Below are 14,944 nucleotides of genomic sequence, written 5' to 3'. Positions count from 1 at the left end.
TTTCTTTCCCTGTATATTCCTATGTATTGTTCAGATGGCGAAGCAGTATACTCGCAATATTTTCACAGGCGGCTTGCTGTACCACTGCGCCAATATCATGTGCTACCATAGGCATCCCATAAACAACGCTGGATTCCCTGTCCTGTCCAATCGTATAAGCGCCATGCCGCCTCATGTCCAGCAGTCCATCCGCACCGTCTCGCCCCATGCCGGTCAGGATGATACCTACCATGCGGCAACGCACGCTCTGTGCCACCGAGTGGAACAACACATCCACGGATGGACAGTGTCCGCTTACCTTTTCCCCAAGCTGGCAGGCCACCGTGTAGCGGCTCCCTGTCCTGACGACACGCATCTGTTTATCCCCGGGCGCAATCAATACTCGGCCGCGTTCGATACCGTCCCCGTTTTCCGCCTCCTTTACCTTCATCGCACATATTTTGTCCAAGCGTTCGGCATACATTTTTGTAAAGCCCGGCGGCATATGCTGCACCACTACAATCCCCGGCGTATCGGCCGGCAGACGCTTGAGCACCTCAAGCGTTGCTTCGGTCCCACCCGTGGATGCTCCAATTGCAATAACCGTCTCTTTTACGCCCTGTGCCGTAAGCGGCAACCGGCCCGCAGTCGGCACCGCAGCCGGTCGGCTGCGGCGTATCCGCGCACAGGAAGCCACAACAATTTTATTGGCAAGCGCCTCTATAAAACGCTGGTTCGCCCCGACCGTTTCCGGCTTCCGAACGAAATCAACCGCTCCGACCGCCATCGCATCAAATACGCGCAGGTTCAGGGAGGACACCAGAATGATTGGGACCGGATACTGTGGCAGCAGGCTTTTTACAAAGTCAATCCCATTCATACCCGGCATCTCCACATCCAGCGTCATCACATCCGGCCGGAGCAGCGGCAGCTTCGCCCGCGCCTCCACCGCATTCCCCGCCTCCCCGACTATCTCCATGTTGCTATAAGCAGACAGGCCATCCCGTATAACGCGCCGGGCCAGAATAGAGTCGTCGACAACCATTACCCGTATCTTTTTTATGCTCTGCATTGCAGCGTTCCTCCTTTCACCGCCGTCACTCCCTGCGGAATGTCGCTGGGCGGAGCATTCGGTACGGGCTGTTTTTGCTGATATTCTCTGAATGGCCAATCAACAGGTAGCCCCCCTGATTGGTCGCATGATAGAAGCGTTGCACAAGCGCGTCCTTTGTTTCCTGATCGAAATAAATCATGACATTCCGACAGAAAATAACGTCAAACTTGATTCGGAAGTGAATTGGCTCCATCAGATTGAACACACGGAAGATAACATTATGCCGGATCTCCGGCGTAACTGTGTACAAACCGCTCCCGTCCGTCCGTTTCCGAAAATAGCGCCGGCTCCATTCCGGCGGGATGTCGGTCGGCATCTCATAAGACGGGTCCGCCGCCTCGCTCAAAACACGCGGTGAAATATCCGTCGCCAGCACACGTGTATCCCACAGCCCCGCCTGCGGTCCCAGAAAATCCTTGATGCACATGGAAATGGTATACGGCTCCTCTCCCGTCGAACATCCCGCACTCCATATGGACAGCACCTTTTTCCGTTCATTCCTTTTGATGAGATCCGGCAATATCACCTCGTTAAAAAACGCAAAGTGTTCCTTTTCGCGCATAAAATAAGTATAATTGGTCGTGAGCTTGTTCAGGATAAACTCAACCTGCGCCGCATCCTTTCCTGACAGCAGCTCATCGACAAACTTTGTAAAATCCGTGTACCCTTTTGCCTGCAGGGCCGCGGACAGGCGGCTGTTAATCAGCAGCCGCTTCTGTGAAAGATTGATCCCATAGCGGTCGCGCATAAACGTTACCAGCCGCTGAAAATCTGCATCTGACAGCTGCAGCATAATATCGACTACCTCTTAGCAATAGTTTTAACATAATCCACGGTCATAGAAGTGCTCTGCTTATTCGGCCAGCAGAAGCTCGCAGTCCAGCACCAGCATGGTACCCGTCCCATCCGGCATGGTCGTCATACCCGAAACATATTTCTGTGCATTATGCGCCGGTACCGGCAGAATGGTATCCACTGGGATATCAATGATTTGGCAGACCGTATCAACCAGTATGCCGATCGGCATTTCATTCAGGTTCAGTACGATGATGCAGTCATTGTCTCTCGGTTCAACAGACAGGCGGAGCCGCATATCCATCAGCGGAATTGTCTGTCCACGCAGGTTGATAATGCCGCGCACATAGGCTGGCACCATAGGCACCTGTGTGATCACATGGTTTGTGATAATCTCCACCACATTTTCTGCCTCCACACCAAACAGCAGGTTATCCGTTCGGAACGTCAGGAATTTACGGGTCGCGATTTCTGCCGTGCTGTCCTCTGCAGACCCAGATGCCTCCCGCTGCATCTCCTCGGTTGCAAACATCATATTTTCATCAGACATTGCATTCTCTCCTTTTATGCTATCCCTGTCAATATCCTGCGCTGCCGCTGATAAAATCCATCAGATTGGTTACATCCAAAATCAGGCTGATATTGCCGTCGCCTAAAATGGTGCAGCCAGCGATCCCCGCATCCTTTATTTTAAAATTGTTCAGGTACGACGGAAGCGGCTTGATGACGACCTGCTGCTTGCCCAGCAGCTCATCCACGAACAGGCAGCACGAGCTCTCACTGCTCTCCACCCATACAAGGATTCCGTCATTGATGGAGGTCGACTGCGGCTCTATCCCGTAAACATTGTACAAGCGTACCACGGGATAGAACTCCTCCATTTTGTTGATGATCTCACCTTGCATCGCATCATGAATAATATCCTTCTCCGTCACCTTAAAGGACTGCCTTATATTCTGGATCGGGATGGTAAAGATGGATTCGCCAACCCGCACCTCCATACCGTCCATAATCGCGGTAGTGAGCGGGATTTTGAGAGTCGTACAGCTCCCTTTCCCCTTTTCACTGGTCATCGTTACCACACCGCCGACCGTTTCTACATTCTTTTTGACGACATCCATACCAACGCCGCGGCCGGAGAATTCCGTTACCTCCTGATTGGTCGAAAAGCCCGGCATCATCAGGAAGTTCATGATCTCGCGCTGGTTGTATTCCACATCAGGGCTGGCAAGCCCCTGCCGGAGCGCTTTACGCAGCACAGCATCACAATCTACACCCATCCCGTCATCCTCGATTTTAATGATGACTTCGCTTCCCGTATTTTGAGCGGACAGTGTAATTTCCCCCACAGGATTCTTGCCTGCGTCAATCCGCATCTGCTCGTCCGGCTCGATGCCGTGATCCATGGAATTGCGCACGATATGCATAATAGGGTCGCTGATCGCATCTACGATCGTCTTGTCGATCTCCGTATCCTCCCCGATGATGCTGAGCTGCGCCTTACGGCCCAGCTTCTGCCCCATGTCTCTGACAATCCGGCGCATTTTCTGGAACGTCCCCGATACTGGAACCATGCGCAGCGACATCGAGATATCCTGCAGCTCATCTGTCAGCTTGCGCAGCTGGCGGGCGGATTTATAGAAGTTATCCAGTTTGGCATCCTCGATCCCGCGCAGGTCCGGCGACGCGGTCACCATTGTCTCCGTAATTACGATTTCTCCCACCACGGCCATCAGCTGATCCAGCTTGGACAGATTGACACTGATCAGGCTTTGCTTGATCTGGTGTCCACTGCCCTTGCCGGACGTTGCTTCGGCCCCCGCCGCAGGCGCGGCTTTTTGTGGCTCTGTCTGTCCGGTGGCTTCCGGCGCAGGTTCCTGCTTCTCGTCCCTCTGCGCCTCGGGCGCGGGAGCTGCGTCGATTTCCTGATAGGTTTTCACAAAGCCCAGGTCAGAGATAAGCGGGATGGCCGCCTTACGCTCATTCTCCGCTGCGAAATACATTGTAAAGCCGTTTTCCGCGATCTCCGGCGAACGAGCCGTATTGCTTTCCAGATCCTCCGGTTGGTAAAGGAACTGCGTTCCGCTGTCCCGAACATCACTTACGATCATGAACGCACGCAGGTTCTCCATCCCACAGCCCTCATCCAGAAAGACCCGCAGCGCAAACGGATAGCCGGCCGGCGCGTTTTCCACTGTAGCCGTGCGGCATCCCTGCGCCGCAGCTTGGTCCGCCGAGGGTGCTTCCCCACTGCTCCCAGCAACCTGTCCATCATTTTTAATTTTGTCGATAAACATGTTAATTGTTTCAACAAAGCGGTCGATATTTGTAGAAAGGGGTTCCCCCTTTTCGATTTTACCGATCTCATCACGAAAATAGTCGATCGATCGGAACAGCAGGTCGAACAGCTTCGGCCGATCCTGTTCCGGAACAATATCCATCGTATTTTCCCGAATCAGGTAAAACAGATCCTCAATCCGGTGTGCAATGGTCATCAAAGGCTCATACTCCATCATTGCCGCCGAGCCTTTCAGCGTATGCATAATGCGGAAGATCTCGTTTACATCATCCTGTGATAGCGTATCCGCCTGCTCTGCGGCAAGCATAATATTATCGAGCTGCTCAAGCAATGTATTTGTTTCATACAAATACATTTCCAGAACGCTGTCGCCACTGTTCGCCATAAATCCCATGCCATCCTTTCCGAATTACAATAACAGTAGTTATATTCATAAATCGACCGGATATGGCACGCAATTAATAGATTGGATAAATTTTTCTACGGATGAACGGAGTGTAGCTCTATGCCAAACATCACCAGTGTGACCAACCCTGTCCCTGGGCAGGAGAACAATACCAGCTATCGTTCTCCTATCACACCGAACGATACACAGGTCAAAAACATACCTGATCCATCGCGCATCAGCCGCGCCGACCAGCGTACCGATCGGCAGGATACGGCCGGTTCTGGGCTGACGCGGCGCTATGATTCCTATTTCCAGGCGTTTTTGCAGGATCTTCGCGCTTTCGGCTCGGTTTCCGATAGTATCTACCAGCTTCTGGCCAGCGGTCTGAGTGCGTCTGGAGCCGAAACGGCCGAGGTCAGTGCAGCGCTGGTACGCATTATACAGGCCTTACAGCTCAATCCGGAGCAGCTTCTCGCCCTGCTGAAAGGTCAGTTTTCCTCTGGGCAGCGCTTCCGCGGACCGCTTTTCGATGTTTTACGCAAGGCGCTCCAGTCCAATCCCTCCTCTGCTATGAAGGAGGATATTGCCCAGTTTCTGCGGAAGTTCAGCGCTTTCGCCTCCACGGAGCATATCGAGCGCAGCCTGACGCGCACCATCCGCCAAATGTCCTGGTTCATGCCGAAACGCTTCAGCAGCACACTGGACGGACAACTGGCGCAGCTTGACGCCTTGCTGGCTCATGGCGACCGCGCCGGTGCACTCTCCCTGCTCCAGAACACGGTTCTCCCCTATATGTCGGACTATGTTTCCCAAATGCACGATCGTGGCATCGCCCGCAGCCTTTTGAGCATGCTGCTCCCCACCATCGCGCAGTATGAAAACGGTTCCCCGCAAAATGTACTGCAGTCTTTCTACCAGCTTTTCAGCTACACACCGGTCAAAAAGGCGTTCGGCGAAATGAGCCAGGAGGATATCCTGCAAATGCTGCGCGCGCATACCGTTCCGCCGGATGAAGCAACCGCCACGCTTTTGGATCAGCTTACCTCCCTTGCTTCCCGCGCCATACGGGGAGAGGGCAGCACGACGCAGCAACAGGCCATGCAGGAACTGATGCGTTCGGTGCTTGTCAACCAAAGTGTTTTTATGCCGCTCGCCCATGCCATTCTTCCTGCCGCCATGGACGGACGTGCGATGTTCTCCGAGCTATGGGTTGACGCAGATGCCGAAAAGCAGTCAGGTGCGGCAGGTTCCCCGACCGCCCCCATGCGTCTGCTGCTCAAGTTTGACATACAGGATCTCGGCGGCTTCGATCTCCTTCTTACTTATCAGGACGATTCGGTCGGTGCAGAGCTCTTCTGCCCACCGCACCTGACGCCTTTTACCGGTGTTTTTGAGGCCAAACTGGCTAAAATGGCAGAAAGCGCTGGGCTAAATCCGGGGGCGATCCGCGCCTCCCCCTCTGCGCAGCGTGTTACACTGACCCAGGCGTTCCCCAAGATACTCGAAAGGATGAACAGCGTTAATGTCACAATATGATCAAAGCCGCAAGGCTGTCGCCCTGCAGTATGAAAATGGGGCGCCCGCTCCGGTCGTGGTTGCTTCCGGCATGGGCTACCTTGCGGAACGCATGGTCGAGATAGCCTCTGAAAACGGCGTGCCTGTTTATGAGGACTCCTCCCTTGCCACCATGCTTTCCCAACTTGCCCTCGGTCAGGCCATCCCTGAATCGCTTTACCAGTTTATCGTTGATATTTATGTTTACTTCCTGCATTTTGATCCGGAGGCGCCGGAAAAGCCCCGTGTACCCGCAACAAATACCGGACCGTCCAAAGGGGGAGACGTATAATGCATCATCCACAGCCGGAAAAACGCTTCGTCATCCTCAGCGATGATCAGAAAACACTGGCCAGTGCTATCCTTATGGAACAGAAAGGACAGCAAAAGGTTTTCGAGCTGACCTCCAAGCCAATCTGTGATTTGTCCGCACTTCCCGCCATCAACATTCTCAGCATCAATTCCGAAAACTTCATGGCATGGCGCGGCAGAGTCGCTGGGATACAAAACACCTGTCTTTATTTTGTGGCTGAGGAGCATATTGGTCCGCATTTGCGCAGGCACCTTCGCATCCCGATCATGCTCCGCACCTACTTGTACCCGCTTTCGGGTGATTCAGCCCGTCTGCCCGTCATCACGCACGACGTAAGCTGCGGCGGGATATCCCTGTACGCCAGCCGACCGCTCGCGCCCGGCTTCCGTTTTGAAATCGCAATTCCGTTTTCTTCCCCGCCCCTGTTGCTGAGCGCACAGGTGATCCGTGTCATTTCCGAGGAGCAGCAATTATATGCCTGCGCTTTTTCCGACCTTCTCCCCCAAGAAGAGGCTCTATTGCAGGAGGGTATTTTTGAATACGACCTGCACCACAAAATCAAAACCGTCCATTAGACTTTCCTATCAAACGCAGAGGTGTTAACGCAAATGAGTCATTTCCTATCACATGTGATCCACAGCGCCAAACGGGTGTGCGCGCTGTCCTTATGCACAGCCCTCCTGTTCGGCATGCTGCCGTTAACCGTACCGTCCGCACAGGCCGCGTGGGAGGATGCCTACCTGAGCAGGCTGGTATCCTGGAATATTATGCGCGGCGACCAGAACGGCAATCTGGAACCTGGCCGCGCTATTACGCGCGCTGAATTTGCCAGCATGCTGAACCGCACGTTCGGCTATCATAAAACCGGCGCGCAGCCGTTCCGCGACGTACGAACAGGCGACTGGTTTTATGACGATATCAGCATTGCCTATACCGCCGGTTATTTTAAAGGCACTTCCAATTCCACAGCCTCGCCGGACGACACGCTGACCCGCGAGGAGGCCGCGACCATGCTCTGCCGCAACCTGATGCTGCAGCCGCAGTCCGGCGAGGACCTGTCGTTTACCGACAGCCGCAAGGCCAGCAGCTGGAGCCGCGGCTATATTAAGGCCGCAGCTGAAAAGGGTATTCTGACCGGCGACCCTGAAGGAACGTTCCGGCCGCTCGACCGCATCACGCGCGGCGAGGTTGCCACCATGCTGGTCCGCGTCATCGGCACGCCGATCCAGTCCGCCGGTACTTATTCCAACAGCGTTTCCGGCAATCTGATGGTTTCCACCTCCGGTGTAACACTGGAAAACATGACCGTCACCGGCGATCTTTATATCACCCCTGGCGTAGGCCTTGGCTATGTCACGCTCAACAATGTCACAGTTTACGGGCAGATCATCGCCAGCGGCGCAGGTGAAAGCAATAAGGGCGACGCGAGCATCATCCTGAAAAACTGCACCGCCCCTGAAATGATCGTCGACAGCCCGACTAACCAGTATGTCACAATCCGAACGGTTGGCAACACAGATATCGACAGGGTCTACATCCGAACCAATACTTATCTGGAGGGAAAATCGACCGGCCGCCACGGCTTTGATTATGTCGAGGTGGACGGCGAGGAGGGTACGCAGCTCGATCTGGCCGGAAATATGCATGAGGTCGTGACCATGTCGCCCAAATCGACCATCAATGTTGGCAGCGGCACAGTGGAAAAGCTGACCGTGGATGAAAACGCGGTCGACTCCAAAGTAACGATCGCACAGGGCGCTGTTGTGGAGCAGCTGAACCTGGATACCGGAACTACTGTAACCGGCAAGGGCGACATCGGCACCCTGTACGTCAATGCACCGGGCTGTACGGTGGAAATGCTGCCCGATGTCATCATCATCCGTCCCGGCATCACCGCCAATATCGACGGCATCACCATGGACAGCACAATGGCGGATCAAATGTCAGACAAGCCGCGCATCCTGAGCGGCTATCCCCGTCTGTCAGATGTTGCCCCCAACCAGGCCGAGGCCTCCTTTATGACGAACAAGCCCGGCACGCTGTACTGGGCTGTCCGCCTGAGCGGCGACGGTGCTTTTGATGCCAACGACCTGATCAAGCCGCCTTCCTATGGGGGGAAAATTGTAAAAAGCGGTAACCTGTCCGTCAAGGATGCAAACGATGCGCTTTCACAGAAAATCACCGGCCTGCAGCCTGGGGCCTCCTATGTCCTTTCTGCTGTACTGGTGGATGCACGCGACGACCGCAGCACGGTCAAGAGTGTGTATTTTACCACGCCAGACAACAGCAAGCCCAATTTTGCCTCCGGCTATCCCAGAACCAGTACGATTGAGGACACCTATGTTACCTTTGACGTAGCGGCAACAAAAACCTGCACTCTTTACTGGGCCATCTACAAAAAGGGGATGCCCGCCCCCACCGCAAATGATTTTAAGGATGGCTCGCTCAGCGGCGCCATCTCCTCTGGAAAGGGCAAGCTGATCCGCAGCGAGGAAGACAACATCCTGATGGGCAACAAGGATAAGTACGCCAGGGACGCGCTTGCCGAGGTAACCGAGTATGACGCATACTTCTTCCTGACCGATACCGTTAACGATTCGGCGGTCAAAAAAATATCGGTAAAAACCGCCGACCGCACGCCCCCTGTATTCCGCACCAACTATCCCCGAATCAGTAAAATCGACGCCAAGGCGCTGACCGGCGAATCCATGATCAATGAAGACGGTAAGGTGTACTGGGCGATCGTAAAGCACGGTACGGAAAATTATCCGCAGTCTAACCCCGATCTGGACGAGGAGGCGCAGGCGCTCGACAAAAAGCTACAGATTAAGGGTGGCATGTATGCGCTCAAAAGCGGCTCGTTCAACGCGAAGCAGGACGCGGTCGCTTCCTTCAACATGAGCGGCCTTGACGCGGAAACCGCCTACGATATCTACTTTGTCGCTGAGGATACGGCGGGCAATCTGTCTGAAATCGCGACTATCCTGAACGCGAAAACGCTGGACAGCAGCGCGCCGGAGCTGGTTGAGCTGCGCTTCTCTCAGGCCAATGACGAGGACATCCCGCTGGCCAATACCGACGTCACCCTTGTATTCAGCGAGGACATTTACAGCCGCGAGACACAAATGTCCCTGTCCGAAATGTTTGCCTCCGGCAAAAACGACTTTACGCTTGCCGGCGATAAAGACCAGACCCCGATCAAGTGGGTAGATATTATCCGGGGAATGTTTACATTCAACAACATGGATAATCCCACCGACCAGCGCAAGCAGGAGCTTGAGCTCGGTCCAGACGGACGTCAGAATATAACGGTCAAGCTGAACGAGGAAGGGCAGACCGAGGTCACCTTTGCCAACGCTGCACTGAAGCTGCAGAGCGGCGCGACCTACCAGTTTGTACTGAACAACATCACGGATTCCTCTAACAATGTCCTGCCGGCCAACACCAAGTCCCAGGAATTCCGTGTCCTGGATGCGCAGGTGGACTTTAATAAATTGCAGTATACCGCCGCGGATGTCGACGGTTTTAATCCCGCCGGCATTGAAGCTTCGTTCTCCATGGTCCCCTATGCCAATTCCACAGAAAATGTACCCGATGGAACAAAATACGACCTGCTGATCGCCTCGGATACCACGATTTCGTTCAAGCTGTACCGCCGTGACCTTTCAGCTGAAAAGCCCGCTTGGGAAATCGTAACGGATACGGTCGGCACGCCGGTAGAATTCACCATCAATAAAACACCCGATGAAAAGTGGACAGCGGCCAGCCTGAACCGCGCCGAGGGTCTTGAGCCTACTGACTATCCGCAGCTCAATCAATTGGTCCAGGGATATGAATACGCAGTCGAATTTACGTCCATCAATCTGGACAGGGATCGTAACAAGTGGGATGCGACCGTTAACCTGTATATGTACTGCGTTGCAGGCAGTCCCAACGAACTACAAAACCTGACTTCCGGTGGAATCGTCGAGCAGTCCTTCTGGGACAGCTATGTGATCCAACAGAAGAAGCTGGCCTCGATCGGCAACCCATCCGATTTCACAATTGATGTGCGCCGCGTCAACCAGAACGCGCCCCAGTTCATGCAGGGGTATCCCCGTGTGGCTCCCGGTGATTCCCTGACACGCGTCGATTACATGCTCGACCGCGAGGCGGACGTATATTACGTTGTCGCCCCTGTCAACCGTCTGGAGCCTGATCTGGATGATCCTGGTCTTATTATAGATATCGGCCAATTTAAGGACGACGGCGACGCCGAGGCTGCCTTACCGGAGCCCGGTAAGCGGAAGGAGCAGGGTATCAGAACCCCCACCACCCAGAATATCATGAGCCCATCCAATTACACCCCGGCCAATGGGTATCAAACCGGCAAGGTTCGTTACGGCGGTACAGGCCAGGGCAGCTTTACCGTTGAGGACCTCCAGCCCAATCAGGAGTACTATATCTATTTTGTTCTGAAAGGCTCGTATAAGGATCCCTCCCCTGTTTGGTGCTACAAATTCAACACCAGCGATGTGGTTCCGCCTGTGCTGACCGCCAATTCCACCGGTGATGGTCAGGCAACCTTTTCCATCAAGCCCGCTGCCGGACAAACCAGCGTCGAAGCGGAAGTGCATTGGCTTCTCTATCCGCAGGCAACACAGAGCGGCTATCCGCCCCTGTTTTCAACCCAAATCAATGGCAAAACTGCTCTGGAAATGATGGAGAGCGATGCGTTCGACAAGTGGTCCTCTGATACGTCAATTGGCGGCTATAAAGACTCCACCGCTTTCAAGGAAGCCTTGTGGGAAATCATGCAGGGCGGCAGCGACGCCTCCCCCGCACCTGACCAAAACGGCGCGGAGCGGAATTTCAGCGGCACCGAAACCGTGATCGACAAAGATCAGCTGCAAAACGAACCGACAAAATATCTGTTCATCGTCGCTGCAAAGAATGAGCTGGGCGGCCTGCCCGTGTTCCGCGTGGTAAAAAATATACAGAAGGTGAACCGCAGCGGCCCACTGGTAAAATCAATGAACACGACCTCCACCTACAGCAACAATAAGCATTGGTATAACGGAACAGTTACCATCAACTTCGACACCGAGCTTTATGTATTCGATGACAGTATGAGTACACCGGAGGCCTACATTCCCACAGTCGGTAAAAACAGTGACCTTTTCCCTGATTCCGTAGAATATGTGAAGCTGTCGAACCTGAACCCCACCCGTTCATTGGGCGTCAAGTTCAATAACTTTGTTGTAGGCGACTCCTTCACGATCACGCCGACAGACGGAAAAGGGAATGGCGGCTACTTCTCCAATAAGTCCGGCTACATGCGAACCGACGGTTCCATCACCTTTACCCTGCAATATAAAAGGGATTCTGACGGGAACCCCATTGAAGAAGACGGCGCCAACAAGGTGGAATTCGTTCTTTCTGATGGAACCACCTCGGAAACAGCCCCATAATACACAGCAAAAAGGAAGCCTTTCGGCTTCCTTTTTGTTTTACCCCGCTCGCGGTCTCTTAACACAATGCCAAGCTCTGCCGATATGTTATATATATTAGTTTTTCCGTGTATAAAGGAGGGGGTAGCTATGCAGGCTCCCTGGGAATACTTCGAGCATTTCAGCGACCTTGTCTATGTCAGCGATATCGATACGCACGAGCTGGTCTACCTCAACCGTCATGCACGGGAGCTGTATGGCTTTCCTTCAGAAGCGGACTATAAGGGGCATCCCTGCTACGAGGTCATGCAGCATGCACACGAGCCCTGTACGTTCTGTACATGCAGGGCGCTTTTGGAAAGCGGGGCCGCCGAATGGGTATACCGTAATCCCGTCACCGCACATACGTTCCGCATCAAGGACAGCCTGATCGAATACAGCGGCTGCCGTTATCATGTCACGCTGGCCATCAATATGGACAGAAGCGAGCTGGAGACCTATCGCTTCAATTCGTTCGTTCATTACGAAGCGTTCGTAAATGAGTGCCTGATTTTTGCTTTCGCGGCCTCGGATGAGCCGGATGAATCCCTGAACCTGATGCTGCAGTATATTGGACAGCAGCAGGCCGATCTGCAGCTTTCCATTTACGAACGCGTACCGGCCGAACACCGATTTCAGAGCACTTACTGCTGGCCTCCCTCCTCTGCGGGTACTAAGATACTCCCTTTTGATTTGGAGCAGTACCTCTCACAACAGTATCCCGGCCGTGACAGCACCGAGCCTCTGGTTCTTTCCAGTGGTCAGGAGCTGCAAAGGCATCTTCCCGTTTTCTGTGACCAGGCTTCCGCTGGGGGTGATCAGTCCCTTCTCCTTGTTCCACTGTTGCTGGAGGGCCGCATCAGCGGCTACCTGCGTCTGGACAACGCACCGCCGCAACAACTCCGCTATCTTTCCGATATCTGCAAGGTGCTGTCCCCTTTCATCACCACGACCATGCAGCGGCGAGATCTGCTGCATTATTTCAAGAACTCCAGCATGTACGACCAGATGACCGGTGCCCTGAATCGCCGCGCACTAAAAGACCATATCCGCAGGGAATGTCCACTGCATTCAATCGGCCTCGTCTACTGCGACCTGATCGGACTGAAAAGCATTAACGATCTGCTCGGTCATAACAGCGGCGACGAACTGATTGTACGTATTTTTCATATTCTGCAGAAAGCGTTCCCCACCCAGCCGGTCTACCGTATGGGCGGTGATGAATTCCTGGTCTTATGCGATAATACGCCGCAGCCGGACTTTGAACAAAGCGTCGCCCAGTTGCGGGTGTTCTTGGCTGAAAGCAATTGCGAGCTGTCTATCGGCAGCCTGTGGACAGCGGATACCAGCCAGGATATCCGCACCCTGATACAGAAAGCGGACGATCTGATGTATCAGGATAAGCGGAAATACTATAGCCGCATCGACCTCGCAACCGGCCAGACGCGCCATTCCACGCTGCGCGGCAGCGCTATGCCGCCTGCCTGCTTCTCCTCCAGGGAAACCGCGTTCCAAAACTTCCTGAGCAACTATTTTTTTGATCCCGAGGTCTTTTTCCAGTCCGTCGCCATGGCAGATACCACCTTTTACCTCTATTGTGGTGATATGCAGAAAAATGTCTATTTTATTTCCGATAACCTGAAAGACGAATTCAATTTTACAGACAATCTTGTGTATAATTTTGTCGACCTGTTGGAGCAGCGGATTTATAAGCCGGATCAGGCGCTTCATATAGCCGATTTGCAGGATATGATTGAAAAGAAACGCAAGATCCATACGATCCGCTACCGTATTTACAACAAGGCGGGGCAGTTGCTGTGGATCCATTGCCGCGGCATTATGAAGTGGGACGCGGAAATGGCCCGCCCGCTCTTCTTTTCCGGTAGCATGGTCTGCCTGAAAAACGAAGACGCCGTTGATTCGACCACTGGGCTTCTCAATTTGTCCTCGGCAGAAGAGGAGCTGTCTGCTATCTGCAGCGTTTCCCGCTCCCCCCTGCTCCTGCTCAGCTTTGCGTTCCAGCCGCTTGACGATATCAACCTTGCTTTCGGCCGCGAAACGGGAGACGCTGTCCTGCGTGAGATTGGCTGCCAGTTGGAAATACAGATGGGTACGTTCTTCCGTTTTTTTCGCCTGAGTGACAACCATTTCCTCGCTTTCTCCCATAAAAACCTGAAGCCTGCGCTTCCGGTCCAGCGGATACGCAATATCATGCTGGATGCCTGTGCCAAATACGGAATCCATATGATGTATCCCTGCGCGGCAGGCGTGCTGCATTACCCTGAGGACGGGGCCACCGCGCAGGAGCTGATTGACAACGCCATCGTGGTCGCAAATGTTTCGGCTGGCTTCCCCTCGCTGGATTATCTGAAATTTTCTCCCCATATGATACAAAATCGGAGAGAACAAAGCAGTCTCGGTTTTACCCTCAATTACAGTGTCAACCACGGCTTTGAAGGCTTCCATATCGTTGTCCAGCCGCAGGTTGAAGCCGCTACGCAACAGATATTCGGCGGCGAGGTCCTGCTCCGCTGGAGCATGCATGGGCAAAATGTTTCGCTTTCCCAGTGCATCGCCACACTGGAACAGCAGGGTGTGATTGTTCCTGTCGGCAAATGGGTCATCACCCAGACCGCGCGTGCGGCACAGCATATTCTTTCCCTTCGGCCGGACTTTCGCTTTTCCATCAACATCAGCTACCTTCAGCTTCTGGATGACGGCTTGTTCCCTCATATCCGGCAGACGCTTCAACAGTTCCATATCCCAGCCCACAACCTGCTGATAGAGCTTACGGAAACCCATCATGACAGTGCGCCGGAGCGACTGGAAGCCTTTATCCGGCAGTGCAAGGAAATAGGCATTTCCTTTGTTCTGGACGACTTTGGCACAGCTTATTCCAACCTTTCCCTGCTTCTACAGCATCCGGCCGACCTGATCAAATTGGATCAAACGCTGATCCACGGGATCACCTCCTCCAAGCAGAAACTGGACTTTATCGCAAGCATTATCTATTCCTGCCACCGTTTTGGCAAAC

Annotated in this window: 9 protein-coding genes; 5 read left to right on the top strand and 4 right to left on the bottom strand. The window is 53.7% G+C overall.

Translation table 11 applies throughout. From position 1 onward, the window contains the following. Window positions 1-19: 19 nt before the first annotated feature. Genes OCV66_RS11840 through OCV66_RS11825 form a run of 4 tightly spaced genes read right to left on the bottom strand, consistent with a single transcriptional unit; the run spans window position 20 to window position 4,572 of the window. Window positions 20-1,051: a protein-glutamate methylesterase/protein-glutamine glutaminase gene (locus OCV66_RS11840; protein ID WP_054327126.1), complete on the bottom strand. Its 1,032-nt coding sequence runs from the start codon at window positions 1,049-1,051 to the stop codon at window positions 20-22. Between the two features lie 25 nt (window positions 1,052-1,076). After that, complete coding sequence (locus OCV66_RS11835) at window positions 1,077-1,886, bottom strand: CheR family methyltransferase (RefSeq protein ID WP_054327125.1); 810 nt, start codon at window positions 1,884-1,886, stop codon at window positions 1,077-1,079. Between the two features lie 60 nt (window positions 1,887-1,946). Further along, a complete protein-coding gene (locus tag OCV66_RS11830) occupies window positions 1,947-2,438 on the bottom strand; it encodes a chemotaxis protein CheW (RefSeq protein WP_054327124.1) in 492 nt (163 codons plus the stop codon). Window positions 2,439-2,466: 28 nt separating this feature from the next. Continuing rightward, the gene (locus OCV66_RS11825) at window positions 2,467-4,572 is read right to left on the bottom strand and encodes a chemotaxis protein CheA (protein WP_054327123.1); all 2,106 of its coding nucleotides are present in this window, start codon (window positions 4,570-4,572) and stop codon (window positions 2,467-2,469) included. 120 nt (window positions 4,573-4,692) lie between these two features. Here OCV66_RS11825 and OCV66_RS11820 point away from each other — a divergent pair, with 120 nt between their 5' ends. The 5 genes from OCV66_RS11820 to OCV66_RS11800 all read left to right on the top strand — a co-directional run. After that, window positions 4,693-6,111, top strand: coding sequence for a hypothetical protein (locus OCV66_RS11820; protein WP_054327122.1), 1,419 nt, complete (start codon window positions 4,693-4,695; stop codon window positions 6,109-6,111). Beyond that, the gene (locus OCV66_RS11815; RefSeq protein WP_054327121.1) at window positions 6,098-6,421 is read left to right on the top strand and encodes an EscU/YscU/HrcU family type III secretion system export apparatus switch protein; all 324 of its coding nucleotides are present in this window, start codon (window positions 6,098-6,100) and stop codon (window positions 6,419-6,421) included. The genes OCV66_RS11820 and OCV66_RS11815 overlap by 14 nt, the downstream gene beginning before the upstream one ends. Continuing rightward, window positions 6,421-7,017 (top strand): PilZ domain-containing protein, encoded by a 597-nt coding sequence (locus OCV66_RS11810; RefSeq protein WP_054327120.1) that lies wholly within the window; start codon window positions 6,421-6,423, stop codon window positions 7,015-7,017. The genes OCV66_RS11815 and OCV66_RS11810 overlap by 1 nt, the downstream gene beginning before the upstream one ends. 33 nt (window positions 7,018-7,050) lie before the next feature. After that, window positions 7,051-11,892, top strand: coding sequence for an S-layer homology domain-containing protein (locus OCV66_RS11805; protein ID WP_147574439.1), 4,842 nt, complete (start codon window positions 7,051-7,053; stop codon window positions 11,890-11,892). Window positions 11,893-12,021: 129 nt separating this feature from the next. Continuing rightward, the coding region (locus OCV66_RS11800) for an EAL domain-containing protein (RefSeq protein WP_262564581.1) at window positions 12,022-14,944 on the top strand (2,923 nt) is incomplete at its 3' end.

The organism is Agathobaculum ammoniilyticum (genome assembly GCF_025567315.1).
GTDB lineage: Bacteria > Bacillota > Clostridia > Oscillospirales > Butyricicoccaceae > Agathobaculum > Agathobaculum ammoniilyticum.
This window is presented reverse-complemented; position numbering and strand designations above follow the sequence as displayed.